Origin of the sequence: Rhodococcus sp. P1Y (assembly GCF_003641205.1) — a bacterium.
GTDB lineage: Bacteria > Actinomycetota > Actinomycetes > Mycobacteriales > Mycobacteriaceae > Rhodococcoides.
Window position 1 is genome coordinate 4,294,597 of sequence record NZ_CP032762.1, and the last position, 17,296, is coordinate 4,311,892.

Annotated in this window: 14 protein-coding genes; 2 read left to right on the forward strand and 12 right to left on the reverse strand. The window is 63.2% G+C overall.

The window, feature by feature from the left end:
- Positions 1-31 precede the first annotated feature (31 nt).
- Entirely contained in the window at positions 32-1,333 is a 1,302-nt protein-coding gene (locus D8W71_RS19830; protein WP_121115878.1) for a glutamate-5-semialdehyde dehydrogenase, read from the reverse strand.
- Between the two features lie 110 nt (positions 1,334-1,443).
- Here D8W71_RS19830 and D8W71_RS19835 point away from each other — a divergent pair, with 110 nt between their 5' ends.
- On the forward strand, positions 1,444-2,544 hold the full coding sequence (locus D8W71_RS19835) for an NADH:flavin oxidoreductase/NADH oxidase (RefSeq protein ID WP_201265141.1): 1,101 nt from the start codon (positions 1,444-1,446) through the stop codon (positions 2,542-2,544).
- A 13-nt stretch (positions 2,545-2,557) separates the two neighbouring features.
- Here D8W71_RS19835 and D8W71_RS19840 read toward each other — a convergent pair whose 3' ends face one another.
- From D8W71_RS19840 to D8W71_RS19880, 9 genes are all read right to left on the reverse strand, one after another.
- Positions 2,558-3,523 carry a D-2-hydroxyacid dehydrogenase gene (locus tag D8W71_RS19840; RefSeq protein WP_121115880.1) on the reverse strand — a complete coding sequence of 322 codons (966 nt, stop codon included), beginning with the start codon at positions 3,521-3,523 and terminating at the stop codon, positions 2,558-2,560.
- The gene (locus D8W71_RS19845) at positions 3,523-4,962 is read right to left on the reverse strand and encodes an MFS transporter (RefSeq protein WP_236077516.1); all 1,440 of its coding nucleotides are present in this window, start codon (positions 4,960-4,962) and stop codon (positions 3,523-3,525) included. Before D8W71_RS19845 ends, D8W71_RS19840 begins: the two co-directional genes overlap by 1 nt.
- Before the next feature lie 94 nt (positions 4,963-5,056).
- Complete coding sequence (locus D8W71_RS19850) at positions 5,057-6,265, reverse strand: M20 family metallopeptidase (protein WP_121115883.1); 1,209 nt, start codon at positions 6,263-6,265, stop codon at positions 5,057-5,059.
- Positions 6,262-7,491, reverse strand: a complete 1,230-nt coding sequence (locus tag D8W71_RS19855) for an aminotransferase-like domain-containing protein (protein ID WP_121115885.1) — start codon at positions 7,489-7,491, stop codon at positions 6,262-6,264. Before D8W71_RS19855 ends, D8W71_RS19850 begins: the two co-directional genes overlap by 4 nt.
- Before the next feature lie 3 nt (positions 7,492-7,494).
- Positions 7,495-8,673: a M24 family metallopeptidase gene (locus tag D8W71_RS19860; protein WP_201265438.1), complete on the reverse strand. Its 1,179-nt coding sequence runs from the start codon at positions 8,671-8,673 to the stop codon at positions 7,495-7,497.
- Positions 8,674-8,913: 240 nt separating this feature from the next.
- Positions 8,914-9,627, reverse strand: a complete 714-nt coding sequence (locus tag D8W71_RS19865; protein ID WP_236077517.1) for a GntR family transcriptional regulator — start codon at positions 9,625-9,627, stop codon at positions 8,914-8,916.
- A gap of 15 nt (positions 9,628-9,642) precedes the next feature.
- On the reverse strand, positions 9,643-11,106 hold the full coding sequence (locus tag D8W71_RS19870; protein WP_121115891.1) for an NAD-dependent succinate-semialdehyde dehydrogenase: 1,464 nt from the start codon (positions 11,104-11,106) through the stop codon (positions 9,643-9,645).
- A complete protein-coding gene (locus D8W71_RS19875) occupies positions 11,103-14,027 on the reverse strand; it encodes an FAD-binding and (Fe-S)-binding domain-containing protein (protein ID WP_236077518.1) in 2,925 nt (974 codons plus the stop codon). Before D8W71_RS19875 ends, D8W71_RS19870 begins: the two co-directional genes overlap by 4 nt.
- Before the next feature lie 20 nt (positions 14,028-14,047).
- Complete coding sequence (locus D8W71_RS19880) at positions 14,048-15,313, reverse strand: aspartate aminotransferase family protein (protein ID WP_121119617.1); 1,266 nt, start codon at positions 15,311-15,313, stop codon at positions 14,048-14,050.
- Positions 15,314-15,500: 187 nt separating this feature from the next.
- On the opposite strand from D8W71_RS19880, the gene D8W71_RS19885 reads away from it, so the two are divergent.
- Entirely contained in the window at positions 15,501-16,361 is an 861-nt protein-coding gene (locus tag D8W71_RS19885) for a ribokinase (protein WP_121115895.1), read from the forward strand.
- An 8-nt stretch (positions 16,362-16,369) separates the two neighbouring features.
- On the opposite strand, the gene crcB (D8W71_RS19890) is transcribed toward D8W71_RS19885, so the two are convergent.
- Positions 16,370-16,744, reverse strand: a complete 375-nt coding sequence (gene crcB / locus D8W71_RS19890; RefSeq protein ID WP_121115897.1) for a fluoride efflux transporter CrcB — start codon at positions 16,742-16,744, stop codon at positions 16,370-16,372.
- The gene (crcB, locus tag D8W71_RS19895) at positions 16,741-17,241 is read right to left on the reverse strand and encodes a fluoride efflux transporter CrcB (RefSeq protein WP_201265142.1); all 501 of its coding nucleotides are present in this window, start codon (positions 17,239-17,241) and stop codon (positions 16,741-16,743) included. Before crcB (D8W71_RS19895) ends, crcB (D8W71_RS19890) begins: the two co-directional genes overlap by 4 nt.
- Positions 17,242-17,296: the final 55 nt, after the last annotated feature.

Below are 17,296 nucleotides of genomic sequence, written 5' to 3' on the forward strand. Positions count from 1 at the left end.
CGAGATATGCAAGTAACACTTGCCAATTCGACTACTGGACAGATCTCGTGTGACCTTCGCCCCACACGGTCCACTTGGTGGAGGTGAGTTCCGGCAGCCCCATCGGTCCACGAGCGTGAAGCTTCTGAGTCGAGATCCCGATTTCGGCACCGAACCCGAACTGCTCACCGTCGGTGAACGCCGTCGACGCATTGACCATGACCGCCGCTGCGTCGACACGGGTGGTGAACTCACGAGCGGCGCGGAGGTCAGCAGTCACGATCGCCTCGGTGTGACCAGTGCCGTAGGTATCGATGTGCGCGATCGCCGCATCGATACCGTCGACGACCTTGAGCGCGACATCGAGTGACAGGTACTCCTCGGCCCAGTCCTTGTCCGTCGCCGGCACGAGCCCCGGCAAGTCACCGTGGACGACGACACTGTGGCTCTGAAACGCCTGCAGCAGCGCAGGAACCGCGACGTCTGCGATCGCTGCGTCGACGAGGACCGTCTCTGCCGCATTGCACACACTGACGCGACGCGTTTTCGAGTTGAGGATGATCTTTTCGGCCATCTCGAGGTCCGCAGCGGAGTGCACGTAGATGTGGCAATTTCCGACTCCGGTCTCGATGGTCGGCACGGTCGCATCACGAACCACGGCGGAGATCAGTCCGGCCCCGCCGCGCGGAATCACGACGTCGACCAACCCCCTTGCCTGGATCAGGTGTGTGACGGACGAGCGATCCGCGCTGCTCAACAACTGGACTGCATCGATCGGAAGTCCGCTGGACCGCAGCGACGCCTGAAGTGACTCGACAAGGGCGGCATTCGATTGTGCGGCAGATTTCGAACCGCGAAGCAGTGCCGCGTTGCCCGACTTGAACGCAAGTCCGAACGCATCGACCGTCACGTTGGGGCGGGCTTCGTAGACCATCCCGACGACGCCGAGCGGAACACGAAGCTGCCGAATCTCCAGACCGTTCGGGAGGGTCGATCCACGAATTACCTCGCCGACAGGATCCGGCAAGCCCGCGACCTGGCGAAGACCCGAGGCAATCCCGTCGATGCGGGCTTCGGTCAGCCTGAGCCGATCGAGAATTCCGGAGTCGGTGCCCTCCGCGGCCGCCCGATCGACGTCGGCCGTATTGGCCGCGATGATCTCCGGCGTCGCTGCCACTATCGCGTCGGCGGCGGCATGCAGCGCCGCGTCCTTCTCGGCTGTGGTGAGCAATGCCTGTGCACGTGAGGCAATTCGGGCCCGTCTGGCCGCCGCGTGAACGGCGTCACGCTCGTCGACCACTGCAGCGTTGGAATCAGCGGCGGCGGAACCAGCGGTCACAGGTGCTGCAGTCATGGTCTACACACTAACCGGCGCTGCGTGCAGGACGCGGCGGGGAATGACCAGCGGCCGCTGTCGGTTGGCAAGATGGATCGAGGCCACAGTACGAAGACCGAGGAGCCCTCTTGTCTGCCCTGTTCGAACCGCTCACGCTTCGCGACATCACCTTCCCCAACAGGGTGTGGCTGGCGCCGATGTGCCAGTACTCGGCGGACACCGAGGGCGACGACGTCGGAGCGCCGAACGACTGGCACCTGTCGCACCTGGTGAGCCGTGCGATCGGCGGCGCCGGGTTGATCATCACCGAAGCCTCCGCGGTCAGCCCCGAGGGACGAATCACCCCCGCAGACCTCGGCATATGGAACGACACGCAGGAAAGCAAATTCGCCGACCTGGTAGCGCGGATCGAAGCGTACGGCTCGGTGCCGGGCATTCAGTTGGCACACGCGGGTCGTAAGGCCTCGACCACGGCGCCATGGGCGGGCGGGGTGTCCATCCCCGCCGACGAGCCGCTCGGGTGGGAGACCATCGGTCCGAGCGCCGTCGCCTTCGGCGACTACGCGACACCGCGCGAAGCGACGGTTGACGACATCGCCAAGATCGTGTCCGACTTCGTCGACGCGGCGCGGCGCTCACTCCGCGCCGGGTTCAAGGTCATCGAGATTCACGCGGCACATGGCTACCTCGTGCATCAATTCCTCTCGCCTGCCAGCAACCTGCGCACCGACGAATACGGCGGCGACTTCGCGGGCCGCACCAAGCTCCTGATCGACATCGTCGACGCAGTCCGCGAGGTCTGGCCCGCGGAGCTGCCCCTGTTCGTTCGCCTATCCGCGACGGATTGGCTGGACGACGTTCAGGGCCTGGACGCACCGAGTTGGACTGCCGACCAAACTGTCGCGCTCGCTTCGCTCCTCGAGGACCATGGTGTGGACCTCATCGACGTCTCGACCGGCGGAAACGCACGGGCAAAGATTCCGGTCGGCCCCGGCTATCAGGTTCCGTTCGCCAAGCGCGTCTCCAACGAGACTTCTGTTCCCGCGGCGGCCGTCGGGCTGATCACCGACCCGAAGCAGGCCGAGGACATAGTCGCTTCGGGCGAGGCGGTCGCTGTGCTCCTGGCGCGTGAACTTCTTCGCGACCCGTACTGGCCACGACGTGCAGCGCGCGAGCTCGGTGCGAAGATCGATCCTGCCGTTCCACCGCAGTACGCACGGGCGTTCTGACACGAGTACCTGCTCAGGAAGACACGAAGCCGAGCTTCTTGTCCACCACGTTCTGTAGCTTCTCCGAGGCTGCATAGCGCTCGAAATTCTGGACGAACAGATCGGCCAGTCGCCGACGCCAACCGTCGGCGTCACCGCTCATGTGAGGGGTGACGACGAGGTTGTCCGCGATCCACACCGGACTGTCCCCGGGCAGGGGTTCGGTGTCGAACACGTCCAAAGCAGCGCCTGCAACCTGCCCCGAGCCGAGGTGGGTGAGGAGAGCTCCGGTGTCGAGGAGTTCTCCCCTGCCGACGTTGATCACCCGCACGCCCGGCTTTGCAGCCGCAAGGACGTCCGCATCGACCATGTTGTGCGTCGCCGCCGTCAACGGTGCAACGAGGACCAGATAGTCGACGTCGTGCACCACCGTCGCCAGATCGCTACTCGCGTGCACCCTGCCGAAGTCGACATCCGAGGCCCGTGCCGTTCGGCCGACGCCCGAAACCGTCATGCCGACCGCACGAAGAAGGCGCGCCGTCTCTCGCCCGATCGCGCCGGTGCCGACAATCATGGCGTGGGCAGTGTCGATCCGTTCGCTCTCACGGTGGAGCCACGTTCTGCTTCGCTGAAGTTCGGCGGATCGCGCAGAACCCTTTGCGAAGGCCAATATCTGACCGAGAACGTATTCGGCGATCGGACGGTCGAAAATGCCGCGAGAGTTGGTCACCACCACGTCGGAATCGACAAGTTCGTCGAACATCAGTGAGTCGACACCGGCGGCCGCGATGTGAATCCACTTCAACGAGTCACATCGAGCCCACACTCGTTTCACCGCAGGCGAGAAGAAGTCCCACAACAACAGGACGTCGGCGCCAGGCACCGCGTCCCCGAGGGTATCCGCCGTCGCATAGCGGACGTCCGCCACGGACGAGACCTGCTCCATACCCTCGGGGAGATTGTCGGCGTGCAGGACGACGACAACCGGCTTGTCCACCACTACTTCTTGTACCCCACCAATTCGACACCGGATGCCGCGACCTCGTCGTCGTTGTCACCCGGGCACTGTGTACCGCGCAGCGAACGCCCAGCGGTCTCCGGCATCAGCAGGATCGGGACGAAAGCGATTGCGGCAGCGAGCATCATGTACCAACCCGGAATCAGATTGGAACCGGTCTTGTCGATCAGGAACGTCAGAATGAGAGGTGCGGTACCGCCGAACAACGACGTCGAGACGTTGTAGCCGATCGCGAAAGCGCCGTAGCGAACCTGCGTCGGGAACAACGCGGGAAGCGTCGAGGACACGCACGAGCACATGATCACGAGCAAGATGCCGAGCCCGAGTAGTCCGACGGACTGACCGATGACCCCGGTGTTGATGATCAACAGGAACAGCGGAACGCTGAACACGAAATACCCGACACACGCCGCAAGCAGCAACGGTTTGCGACCGATTCGGTCGGACAACGAACCGATCGGATTGATGATCGCCATCATGATGATCATGATGACCACGAGCGTGAAGTTGGATTGGGTTGTGCTGTGGCCCAGCGTGTCACTGAGGTACGAGGGCAAGAACGTCAACACCGTGTAGTACGCGATGTTCAGCAGCAGAACGAATCCCATGAGAATCAGAATTCGCTGCCAGTAGGTCATCGTCGTCTTCAGAGAGGCGACAGCGCCGCCGGATTCACCTTCGGCGACGGTCTCACCGTCGGCCTTCGCCTCGGCGAACACGGGCGAATCTTCCAGTCGCGTACGCAACCACAGGGCGACGATGCCGAGAGGAAGAGTCAACAGGAATGGAATGCGCCACCCCCACGCCTCCATCGTGTCGTCACCGAGACCGAGATTGAGCAGGGTACAGAGCGTTGCACCTGCGACTGTGCCTGCCAACGTGCCGAATTCGAGGAACGATCCGAAGAACCCTCGACGACGGTCCGGTGCGTACTCGGCCATGAACACAGCGGCACCACCGTATTCGCCACCGGTGGAGAAGCCCTGCACGAGTCGGCAAACGAGAAGCAGAATCGGGGCGAGAATGCCGATCGTGTCGAACGTAGGCAAGATGCCGATCGCTGCAGTGGCAATGGACATCATCGTCACCGTCAGGACGAGAACCTTCTGGCGTCCAATGCGGTCACCGAGCGGACCGAGCACGATTCCGCCGATGGGTCTGATGATGAACGATGCAGCCAGCACCGCGAATGTGGACAACAAGCTTGCGCCGCCGTCCTCGGACGGAAAGAAATTGGCGGCGATGTACACGGCCAGATAGCCGTACACCGCGTAGTCGAACCATTCGACGGCGTTGCCGAGAGCGGATCCGCCGATAGCGCGGTGAAGTATCTTCTTCTCTTCGGCGTTCAATTCCTTCGTATCAGGCGGATACCCTGTGGGCGATCCGTCCGACCCGGTGTTGCTGAAAGACTGTGTCACGGTCCAATACCTCTCGCTTTGTCTAAACGTGGAGCGTCGGGTTGGTTTCTTCGCAGCGTGTCACACTACGGAAGTGAATACTTCGGTTTTCGCGCTACCCCTGCTTAGTCGACAGAACCGCAGGTTGAGCAGCAAGTCTCGATACGAGGAGCGCGTACGCCCTTGCGCTGTCGCACAATTGCTGAACCGACACACTTTCGTTCGGCTGATGAGCCTGAGATTCGATGTCACCCGGTCCCAACACGATCGTGGGAATACCCATCTCTCGTGCGATGAAACCGCCGTCGCACGAGGCGGTCCACACGTCGGTTCCGCGGTGGGTCGCCGAGTCCTCGACGGCGGCCACCGCAGCTTCGGCGATCTCGGAATCTCTCCTGGTCAGGAAGCCTGGCATGGCCATCGAAACCTTTACGGAGACATCGATGCCGTCGGCGCAGATGCCTGCATTCTCGATCTCTCTCAGTAGATCGGCCGCTACGTCGACGGCGGCCTCGTCCGGCAGCAGGCGTCTGTCCACCGTGACGACGCACCGGTCGGCAACCATCGACGTTCCGGTGCCGCCGACGATAGTGCCGACGTTCCAGGTGCCCGGCCCGAGCTCCGGATGCGCACGAGAGGCCATGTCGCTACTCGAAGAATCGATCAGCGTGACGATACGGGCGGCCGCCGACACTGCATTGCGCCCGTTGCTGGGCCGTCCTGCGTGCGCGGAGCGACCGGAGACGGTGATTTCCAGGTTTGCCGCACCCCTACATCCGGTGATGGTGACCAGGTCCGTTGGTTCGGCGACCACGCAGTGGGAGTATCGGCGACTGTGCGCCGCTCGGACGAACGCGCGAATTCCGATGCCGGTGTCTTCCTCGTCGACCAGACATGCAAGGGAAACCGATGACGCATCAAGCACGCCAGCGTTTTTCAGTGCAGACATTGCCACGACCACTGCTGCGAGACCGCCTTTCATATCGCATGCACCGCGGCCGTAGAGCCTCCCGTTACGGACGACTGCCTCGAACGGGTCGGTCGTCCACCCGCCGCCGGCGGGAACAACATCGGAGTGCCCGAGGAACAGTACCCCTGGTTGCCCGGACTCCCCTACCGTCACAACGACATTGGGACGCCCGGGCGAAACCTCGTCGACATCGATCTCGAAACCCAGTTGCCGACAGCGATCGACGAGGACCGCCGCAACCGATTCCTCCGTTCCTCCGGGGTTCTCGCCACCGGCGTCGATGAGAGCGGAGGCCAAGGCGACGATCTCGTCCGAATCTATGGCGTCGAGCAACCGGCGTTCGTGTTCACTCATCGAGTCGGATCGCTCGCGCGAATCGACAGAGCTTTGTCCACCGCCGCCGCAAGCCTTTTGACGCCTTCGTCGATCCGCTCGGGCGTCGACGACGCGAAACAGAGACGGAGGGAATCGTGGAATTTGCCACCCACCGACAGCGCCGGGCCTGGGATGTACGCGACACCCTCGGCGAGAGCGATCTCGAACAGCTCCTGCGTGGACACCGCCGACGCGTCACCCCGCAGCGTCGCCCACAGGAAGAATCCACCCTCCGGATCGGTGGCCTGGATGCGGTCACCGAAGTGCCTGTCGAGACTGCGCTGCATCGCGATCTTTCGCGGTCGGTACACCGACGCCAGCGACTCGAGATGCGTGTGCAGATTGCCGCGACGAATGAATTCGGCGATCATGCGCTGGTTCGGCAGATTCGTACACGTGTCCATTGCCTGCTTGGCGTTGATCAGCAATTGCCTCGCTTCGGGTGCTGCGTCGACCCAACCGACGCGTAGACCCGGTGCGATCATCTTCGAGAACGTGCGGACCGAGAACACGAGTGGATCGTTCGGGCTCAGTGCCTGAAAACTCGGAATGTGTTCGCCCTCGAAGCGCAGAAGCCCGTACGGATCGTCGTCGAGAACGATGGCTCCCCACCGGTGCGCAAGTTCGAGAAGCAGTACCCGGCGCGCCTCCGACATCGTCGTTCCAGAGGGGTTCTGGAAGTTTGGAATGACGTAGATCATCTTCGGCAGACGTCCTGCTTGCTCGACCAGCTCCGGCAACGCCTCGACGATGAGACCGTCGGAATCCATCGGCGCTTCCAGCACGTCGCCGCCGTAACTGAGGACGGTGGCGGTTCCGTTGGTGTAAGTGGGACTTTCGACAATGACAAGGTCACCTGGATCGACGAAGAGCTTGCAGGCCAGATCGAGCCCCTGCATTCCCCCGGACGTGATGACGAGTCGATCCGCCGACGTCGGTTCACCCACCGAGTCGAGGTAACCGAGGAGAGCATCGAGTAGACCCGGATCGCCTTCGGTGGCCGCGTAGTCCATCGCGTCCGTGGTCATGACCTGGGCAGCGATATCCGAGAATGCCGCGGCTGGAACGGTTTCCGCCGCAGGTGAACCCATCGCGAACCGGACTATGTCGTGTTTCTGTGCTGCCAGAAGCGATGTCGACGAGTCGATCACCGATCCCACCAGTTTGTCGGTGCGCAAGGCCCACGGAAGTGTGGTGGCGATCATGTCTCACTCCTTCGTCAGTAGGTGTCGGGGGTAGTTCGTGAAAGTCTCTACGCCGCTGCCGGTTACGCGGACAGCTTCGGACACCTCGTATCCGTAGTCGTCCATCCACATGCCGCCGATGATGTGGAACGTCATGTTCTCGGCGAGTACCGTGTCATCGTCGGTTCGGATGCTCACCGTGCGCTCACCCCAGTCCGGGGCGTAGGCGATTCCGATGGAGTACCCGATGCGCGACGGCTTGTGCAGTCCGTGCTTCGCGAGGCTGCGATTCCAGACCTGGGCGAGTTCGGTTGTGGTGATGCCCGGACGCACCGTCTCCAGAACCTCGTTCAGTGCGTCGCCGGTCGACTTCGCGAGGTAGTCCAGTCGCGCGCTCGGCGTCCCCAGCACAATGGTTCTCGCCATCGGCACGTGGTAGCGACGGAACACACCGGCGAGCTCGACGACGGTGGTCTCACCGGCGATGAAGACCTGGTCGGACCACGTCAAGTGCGGAGTGTCGGCCCCGGCACCAGTGGGGAGCATCGGGACGATCGCCGGGTGATCGCCACCGAAGTCGGAGGTACCTCTGACCTGAGCGTTCATGATTGCCGCGGCCGCATCGCACTGTCGACCACCCACAACAACGGACTCGAACGCCGCGGCCATGGCCGATTCACACACCTTGGCTGCGCCGCGCATGAGATCGATCTCGGCCGGGGATTTGATCACGCGAACCCAGTTGATCAGCTCGTACGAGTCGGTGAAGTTGTATTCCGGCAGAGACTTGACGAGGGCCTCGAACGCCTTGGGGCTGAAGTAGTACGAGTCCATCTCCAGGCCGACCTGACCGTGTGAAAAATTGTTCACCACACCGAGTTCACGTAGACGCTGAGCGACCCACACGAAAGGATGAGTGTCCTTACGCTGCACGAAAGTCTCGGGGTAACCGAACGTCTGTTCCTGCGGTAACCAGGACGTCCGGAACGCACCGTTGGCGTCCATCTCGCGGGCGAAGAAGTACAGCTCACCCTCGAGCGGAACGTAGAGCATCTGCGGGGTGTAGAACGACAGGGCGTTGTAGCCGAGCAGGAAGTACAAGTTGGACGGATCGGTGACGATCAGTGCCGTCAGATTCTGCGATGCCATACGCGAGCGCACCGCAGCGAGGCGCGTGGCGTATTCGTCGTCGGTGAACGTGATGGGGGTGCTGTTCGGCAGATCGATGTACTCGGCAAGACCCGGCGCATGGTCCGGGCCGACAGCACTGGTGAGTGCTGCGGCGTGGATCTCGTTCACAGGTACCCCCTTTCGAGGCATCGCTGAGGGCTGAAACTAGCCCGTGTGCAGTTTGCAGATTGTTGACAATCAGGCTAAGCGCAATGCTGATGTCCACGCAAGGGAACTCGTGTTAAATCTGCGCTGCACGAATGTGCGCTCCGCCTAAGCACGAATGGGCGCGCCGGTATTTTCGTCTGCTTGTTCACGCATCGCCTGGGTGAGGTCGTGAATCGCGGTGTCCATGTGCTCGTGCACACCCGCCTCCAGCGCCGCCCAATCACCACCGAGCAGCAGATCGACCAGCAGTTGATGCTCCTCGACGAGCGCCTCGGGCCGGTAGTACGCGGTTTCGAGATTGGCCATGCAAATGCGCGCTTCGGCTGCGAGCGTGGCGTACATCCGCGACATGCGACTGTTCGCGGTTGCCGCCACCATCGCCGTGTGGAACGCAAGGTCGCGCTCCGCCAGCCTCAGCCAATCCGCCCTGTCGATGAAGGGCTGCATCTGATCGACGATCGCCGACAACTCCGCCGCCGTAGCCTTCAGAACGGTGATCTCGCCGTGCACAAGAGTCCACGCCGCACCGACCTCGATGGCGGCACGCGCCTCGTATATCTCCGCGACGTCGGCGCTGCTGAGTTCCACGACGAACACTCCGCGGTTGCGATGGCTCACCAACAGACCTTCCTGATTGAGCCGTTGCAACGCTTCACGGACCGGTCCGCGCGAGATTTCGAGCTCGGCAGCGACATTCGCTTCGTTGATCTGCTCGCCCGGAGCGTACGACCCGTCGATGATCCGGTCACGTATTTGGTCTGCGATAACCATCGACGTGTTCCGTGCGTTGATGGGCGTCAGCCTTCTCGACCCTGCCATCGGTCTCTCCTCTTACTAGGACCTGGGAATTGCAAAGTACTTGTACTCGAGGAACTCGTCGATACCGACCTTGCCTCCTTCACGTCCGAGCCCGGACTGCTTGACGCCGCCGAACGGCGCGGCCGGGTTGGACACGAGGCCGGTATTGAGCCCGACCATGCCCACCTCCAGCCGTTCACCCATCCGGAGCGCACGGTCGATGTCCTGGGTGTAGACGTAGCCCACCAGTCCCCACTCCGTGTCGTTGGCCAGCCCGATCACCTCGTCCTCGGTGTCGTAAGGGACGACTGCCGCAACAGGACCGAAGATTTCCGTCGACATCAAGTCCGAGGCAGAATCGACGGATTCGAGAACGGTCGGCGGGTAGAAGAAGCCCGGCCCCTGATCCTCCTGTCCGCCGACGACCGCACGCGCCCCTCTGCTCAGTGCATCGTCGACGAGACGCTGGACCTTTGCGCGGCCGTCCTGATCGATCAACGGCCCCACTTCCACACCGTCCGCCGAACCCGCACCCACCGTCAAGGCTCCCATGCGTGCGCCGAGCTTCTCCGCGAATTCGGCTGCAAGAGAGCGATGGACGAAAAATCGATTCGCCGCGGTACACGCCTCGCCCATGTTGCGCATCTTCGCCACCATCGCGCCGTCCACTGCACGATCGACGTCGGCGCCCTCGGCCACGATGAACGGCGCATTGCCGCCCAATTCCATCGAGGTGCGCATTACCGTCGGTGCCGCCTGAGCAAGAAGTATCTTGCCGACTTCCGTAGAACCGGTGAAGCTGATCTTGCGGGCCGACCCACTGGCCATCCATGACCCGACCACCCCGGCCGCGTCGGTGGTGGGAACGACGTTGACCACTCCGTCCGGGACGCCGGCTTCGACGAGAATGTCGGCGAGAGCCAAGGCTGTGAGAGGAGTCTGTTCGGCCGGTTTGAAGACGACCGTGCAGCCGGCGGCGAGGGCTGGTCCGATCTTGCGGGTACCCATCGCGAGAGGGAAGTTCCACGGTGTCACCAGAATGCAGGGACCGACCGGCGCTCGCGTCACGATGATCCGGTTCTTTCCATCCCCGGTCAGCGTGTGATCGCCCGAGATTCGCACAGCTTCTTCGGAGAACCAGCGGAAGAACTCAGCGCCGTAGGCGACTTCGCCGCGCGCGTCGGCGAGAGGCTTGCCCATCTCAGCAGTGATGATTGCGGCGAGCTCATCGGTGCGTTCGATGATCAATTCGAAGGCGCGGCGCAAGATCACACTACGTTCACGCGGAGCCGTCGCAGCCCACGACGCCTGAGCCTGTGCGGCTGCAGCCATCGCGGCTTCGGCGTCGACGACATCGCCGTCGGAGACCGCTGCGATGACCTCACCCGTTGCCGGATCGAGAACGTCGAACGTCCTGCCGCTGTGCGAGTCTCGCCAGCTGCCTCCGATGAAGACACCCGTGGGCGAGTCGATGGATGTGCGGGTCAGCGATGTGGTCATGTGTCCCTCCTGATTGTCGTGTCGGCTACCGGTTCAGCCTTGTTGCCGGGTTCTTGTGAGGTGGGCTTCGGATCGAGAATGTGCGCCAGGTGCGTCGACGCGCCGTCGCTGTGATCACCGGACAGTTGACGAACCTGCATATGGCAACTGAAGCCGTCCGTGAGAATCGGTCGGTCACCTGCGCGTCGCAGCGCCGGGGCCAAGGCCTGCTCCGCGACTTTCATGCTGAGCTCGTAGTGGTCGGGTTCGAAGCCGAAGTTCCCAGCGACGCCGCAGCATCCAGTCGCCTCGTCGACGGTGGAAATACCAGCCGCTGCAAGCGCTTTGCGCTGCGTGGCCTCGCCGAAAACCGCGTACTCGTGGCAGTGCGTTTGGACGGTCACCGAGTCGGGCACCTGTGCCGACGGCGTCCATCCGGTTGCAGCTTGATCGATTACTGCACCGGCAAAGCTCTGGACCCGGGCCGCGACGCGTCTGGCTGCGTCGGTGTTCACCAGTTCGGGAAGATCTTTCTTGAGCGCTGCTGCGCAACTCGGCTCCGTCACCACGATCGGCCGATCGGTGCCGTCGTCCAAGGCATCGGCAGTACGCGTGAGTTGTTTTCGAGCGGAGTCGAGTTGGCCGGTGGAGATCCACGTCAATCCGCAGCAGAGGTCGGTTCGGCATTCCGACGAGCGCCCCGCGTCGGCCAACACCCGTACGGCCGCGCCGACGATCTCGGGACGGAAGCCCTTGGTGAACGAATCTACGAACACCACGACGTCGCCGCCCGGCACGGAATCTGCGGTCTGCACACGCACCTGCTTCTGCGAGGCGAAGCGAGGAAAAGCCCGTTCCGTGGTGAGACCGCCCAGCTTGGCGGCAACTCTGGCAGTGCGAGGGGTCAGCAGCGCGTTCAGAAATGGCGCGGTACGCGAGGTGAGCTTCAGCCACCGAGGCAGCCATCCCAGCGAATAGTGCGCGAGGGGGCGGACTTTGCCTGCGTAGTGATGATCTAGAAACTCCGCCTTGTACGTGGCCATGTCCACACCGACCGGACAGTCGGACGAACATGCCTTGCAGGACAGGCAGAGATCGAGGGACTCCTTGACATCCTGGGACGCCCACCCGTCGGCGACGGTCTTCGAGCTGCGCACCATGTCCTGCAGCACTCGGGCCCGCCCGCGCGTGGAGTCCTTCTCGTCGCCCGTCGCGCGGTAGCTCGGGCACATCACTCCCCCAGTGCTCGACCGACAGCGTCCGACACCGACACAAGCCTGCGTCGCATGCACGAAGGGGTCGAGATCGGTGGTGGATCCGATCTGGTGCAATTCGAACGTCGTTTTCCACTCACGATTCGGAACACCCTGCAGAGCAAGGTCATTCATCATCGGCGCCGGATCGGTGATGCTTCCCGGATTCAGCAGATTCGACGGATCCCAGATTCGCTTGAACCGGGCGAACGCGTCGAGCATCACAGGCGTGTACATCACCGGAAGCAGTTCCGACCTCGCTCGGCCGTCACCGTGCTCACCGGACAACGAACCGCCGTGGTGAACAACCAGTTCCGCAGCATCGCGTAGAAACGCGTGCATAGTCGACCGACCGCGGTCGGTCCGCTGATCGAACGTGATCCGCACGTGCATGCATCCGGCACCGAAGTGGCCGTACATCACTCCCGTCAGTGAATGCGTCGCCAACAATTCTCTGAAGTCGGCGAGGTACGCGGCCAAGTTCTCCGGCGCCACCGCCGAATCCTCCCACCCCGGCCACGACTCGGTCACGGTGGATCCGCCGGCGAGTCGCGCCGAGAGTCCAGCACCGTCCTCGCGGACCCGCCACAGCGACTTACGTTCGGCTGGGTCGGCAACCACGCGACCGTCTTTCAGACGTCCACGTTCCTTCAGGCGCGCGAGCAACAGCTCGGCCTTGTTTTCTACTTCCTCGGGATCGTCGCCGTCGAGGTCGACATAGAGCCATGCGTTTCCGGACGGGAGGCCGCGAACCGAATCGACTCCGCGGCGAAATTGCATCGTCTCGACGATCTTTTCGTCGATTCCTTCGATGGCGGCGGGCGAGAACTCGAGGATCGTCATGACGTCCTCGGCGGCCTCCACGACATCCTCGTAACCCAGGCACAGCAGCAAAGCAGCAGATGGCACCGGCACGAGTACGACGGTTGCAGCCACAACGACCGCACAGGTGCCTTCGCTGCCGACAAGCGCCCGGGCGACGTCGAATCCGTTCTCCGGCAACAAAGTGGACAGATGAAATCCGGATACCTGTCGAGGAATGAGCCCCAGTTCGAGCCGGAAGTCGGCCATGTTGTCGGCTACGAGCGATCGCAGTTCCGCGTCGATGCGCGCCGCGGCCTCGACCGATGCAGAGTCTGCGACATCGACGGCCTGGATACCCGAACGAGTTGCGCGCAGCAGAGATCCGTCGACAGTCACGACGTCCAGCGCGATCGTGTGATCCGCCGTCCGTCCGTACCGAACCGAATGGTTCCCGCAGGCGTCGTTCCCGATTGCGCCGCCTACCGTGGCGCGGGACTTGCTCGATGGATCGGGAGCAAAGGTCGACCTCCCGTTCGTCGCGGACGATACCGCCGCGGCGAGTTCCGAGATGACGATCCCCGGCTCGACGACAGCTGAGTTCGCCGCGTCGTCGATGGAGATCACCCTGTTCATGTGGCGCGAGAAGTCGAGCACCACACCCGCACCGATCGAGTTGCCCGCCATGGACGTTCCACCGCCACGACTGACAATCGGAACACCGTTCGCCGCACAGATCCTGACCGTCAGGCGCACGTCGTCGACGCTGCGAGGAAACACGACCGCAGTCGGAGGCACTCGATAGTTCGACGCGTCGTAGGAATACTCCGAGAGGCGACGCGACGACGAATCGACGTCGACCCCTGCTCTTTCCAGGACTGCTGGCACCGACTCCGCGCTCGTTACTGTCACAGTGCTCGCTTGAGCGTACGTCCGATAGCGTCCAGGCCCTCCGCGATCTCGTCGTCGGTAACCACGAGCGCCGGAATCACACGGACCACATTGCCGAGCGCGCCGCAGGTGAGCAGCAGCAAGCCTTCCGAGATGGCTGTCTGTTGGACGCGGGCGGCTGCGGCGCCGTCGGGCTTTCCGTTCTCGTCCACGAATTCGAGCGCCTGCATCAGGCCCAGCCCGCGAGCGTCACCGATGGCCGAGTACTGCTCCTTCAGTGCTTTCAAACCGTCGAGCAGGACCGCACCCTGTTTGGCTGCGTTCTCCACCAAGCCCTCGTCGCGTACGACGTCGAGTGTGGCGACTGCTGCCGCCGCAGCCACAGCGTTTCCGCCGTAGGTTCCGCCCTGGGACCCGGGCCATGCCTTGGACATCAGTTCGGTCGATGCGGCGATCGCGGAGATCGGGAACCCGGACGCCAGTCCTTTCGCAGTGATGACGATGTCGGGCTTTGCCGTCGAGTGCTCGTGGCCCCAGAACTTGCCGGTGCGGCCGACGCCCGCCTGGACTTCGTCGACGATGAGAACGATGTCGTGTTCGTCCGCCCGCTGCCGCAGTCCTTCGAGGAATGCAGGCGGGGTCGGGAGGTATCCACCGTCACCGAGAACCGGTTCGATGATGAACGCGGCCGTGTCCGCGGGGCTGGAGATCGTCGCGAGAAGGTAGTCCAATTCCTGCAGAGCAAACGCAACCGCGGTGTCGAGATCCCAGCCGTAGCGGAACGCGTACGGGAACGGCGCTATGTGGACGCCGCCCATGATCGGCGAGAATCCTGAACGAAACTTGGTGCCGGCAGTGGTGAGCGACGCTGCGGCCACGGTCCGGCCGTGAAAGCCGCCGTGGAAGGCGATGATGTTCGGCCGACCGGTTGCCATGCGGGCCAACCTGATGGAGGCTTCGACCGCCTCCGAACCGGAGTTCGCGTAGAAGACGCTGTCGAGGCCGGTCGGGAGAAAGTCGCCTAGCTTCTCGGTGAGCTCGAGAAGTGGCTTGTGCATGACGGTCGTGTATTGCGCGTGGATGATTTTGCCGACCTGTTCGCGGGCAGCTTCGACGACGCGGGGATGGCAGTGACCGGTGCTGGTGACGCCGATGCCCGTCGTGAAGTCGAGGTACCGATTCCCGTCGGTGCCGTGGATCCAGCTGCCGGCTGCGTAATCGACGACAACCGGTGTGGCTTGCTTGAGTGCGGGGCTGAGGTGGGTGCGGGTCGACGCTGTCATGTCGACCATCGTGGTTCAGAATTTGCAGATTGTCAACAATCTGCAACAGCGGCTTCCCGCCCGTGCGCGCGTAATGACACTGGAGTGTCACTACCCACTCACCGTGAGATTTTGGGGTCGTGCGTGCATAGTGACACCCCGACGTACGTACGCACGCACAGGCGGCGGAGCCGCATAACCTCGGAGCATGGCAGCAACAACAGTGGCCGTTCTCGGCAGCATCAACATGGACCTGACTGCGTACGCACCGAGACTCCCCCGGCCCGGGGAGACATTGCTCGGGGATTCCTTCGCCGCATCGCAAGGCGGGAAGGGCGCCAATCAAGCTCTCGCCGCGGCCAGGTCAGGGGCGAGAACAATATTTCTGGGGTCCGTCGGTGACGACACCTTCGCCCAAGAACTGCTCGACGCGCTCGCAGACTCGGGAGTGGACATCACTCGCACTCGTCGCACATCTGGAGCCAGCGGCACAGCCATCATCACCGTCGACGCCGAGGGCGAGAACACGATCGTCGTCGTGCCCGGCGCCAACGCATCGATGAGCGACCTCACCGAAGCGGAACGCTCCGCCATCGCGGAAGCGGACATCCTGTTGTGCCAGTTGGAGATTCCTCTCGGAACGGTCATCGAGGGGGCCAGCCATGCACGCGACAACAACACCCTCGTCGTGCTCAACCCCTCCCCGGTACAGGAACTACCCGATGCCCTCCTGGCCCTTGTCGACATCCTCGTGCTCAACGAAGCCGAAGCGGTGTCGGTGAAGACCGACAGCATCACACACGTGGTGACCACCCTGGGCGCGGCCGGCGCTCGTTACCGCGGACCCGAGACCGGCTACGACCTTCCTTCTGCGACTGTGGACGTCGTCGACACCACCGGAGCCGGCGATGCGTTCGCCGGTGCGCTGGCGGCCGAGTGGCATCGCGGACCGCTGCAGGCGGTGCGGTGGGCCTGCGCCGCTGGAGCTTTCGCGACGACACGGCGCGGCGCGGGTTCGTCCTCGGGCACCAGAATCGACATCGAGTCACTGTCCGATCGACGATCTTGAACGATCGATCACATCGTCAGGCCTGCAACTGCGACCCCGACCGCGCACGCTGCAACCGACAACACCAACGTTCCCAGTGCGTTGATCAATGCGAGGAAGCGCTTGCCGGACTGAACTAGTCGGACCGTCTCGAAGCTCGCCGTGCTGAAAGTGGTGTAGCCGCCGCAGAACCCCGTCCCGACGATGGCCTGAAGATCCGTCGAACCGTCACGAAACAGCACAAATCCCGCAAGAACGCCGAGCAGGAGGGACCCCGTGACATTGATCCCGACGGTCGCCCACGGGAACCGCGATGTCGATGTCTTGGACTTGACGTAGGAATCGAGGACGAATCGGCTCACCGCGCCGAGCGCACCCGCGAGAACGAGAAGAACCGCGATCATCGAGCCCTCCTTCGCGCATGTACGCCCGCTCCGACGACAATCCCCGCCCACGCCGCAAGTACACCCAGAATCACCGTGGTCACCGCATACGCGATCGCGGTCCCCCCCTCGCCGTCCCTGGTGAGCATCACTGTCTCGAGCGCGAACGTGCTGTACGTCGTGAACGCACCGCAGAAGCCGGTCCCGAGGAGCAACCGGACGCGTTGGCGCGCTCCCACATCGGGGCCGCGCATCGACAGAGTTTCGAGTACGAGACCCAGTACGAATGCCCCGACGATATTGATCGCAAAGGTCGCGACGGGCCAATCCGGGCTGCGGTGTGGGAGAGCCGATTCGAGTCCGTAGCGCGCCGCGGTACCGAACATCCCGCCGACGAATACCGCGGCGAGCGCCGAGAGACGAAGGTGGAGCGCTCGTGGACTCCTGGCATCGGTCCCGATGTCCGGATCCATCGGCAATTCGGAGTGCCCATCACCTGTATCGGGGCTCTCGACCATCCTCGCCTCCCTCCTCGTTGTTCGTCAGGGTAACCGTCGCACCCCACGGTTCTGT

Coding starts and splice junctions, on each gene's coding strand:
- D8W71_RS19850 (WP_121115883.1), bottom strand. CDS start 6,265: ATGAGTGAACACGAACGCCGGTTGCTCGACGCCATAGATTCGGACGAG.
- D8W71_RS19880 (WP_121119617.1), bottom strand. CDS start 15,313: ATGACAGCGTCGACCCGCACCCACCTCAGCCCCGCACTCAAGCAAGCC.
- crcB (WP_201265142.1), bottom strand. CDS start 17,241: ATGGTCGAGAGCCCCGATACAGGTGATGGGCACTCCGAATTGCCGATG.
- D8W71_RS19870 (WP_121115891.1), bottom strand. CDS start 11,106: ATGACCACATCGCTGACCCGCACATCCATCGACTCGCCCACGGGTGTC.
- D8W71_RS19885 (WP_121115895.1), top strand. CDS start 15,501: ATGGCAGCAACAACAGTGGCCGTTCTCGGCAGCATCAACATGGACCTG.
- D8W71_RS19855 (WP_121115885.1), bottom strand. CDS start 7,491: ATGATCGCCACCACACTTCCGTGGGCCTTGCGCACCGACAAACTGGTG.
- crcB (WP_121115897.1), bottom strand. CDS start 16,744: ATGATCGCGGTTCTTCTCGTTCTCGCGGGTGCGCTCGGCGCGGTGAGC.
- D8W71_RS19865 (WP_236077517.1), bottom strand. CDS start 9,627: ATGGCAGGGTCGAGAAGGCTGACGCCCATCAACGCACGGAACACGTCG.
- D8W71_RS19830 (WP_121115878.1), bottom strand. CDS start 1,333: ATGACTGCAGCACCTGTGACCGCTGGTTCCGCCGCCGCTGATTCCAAC.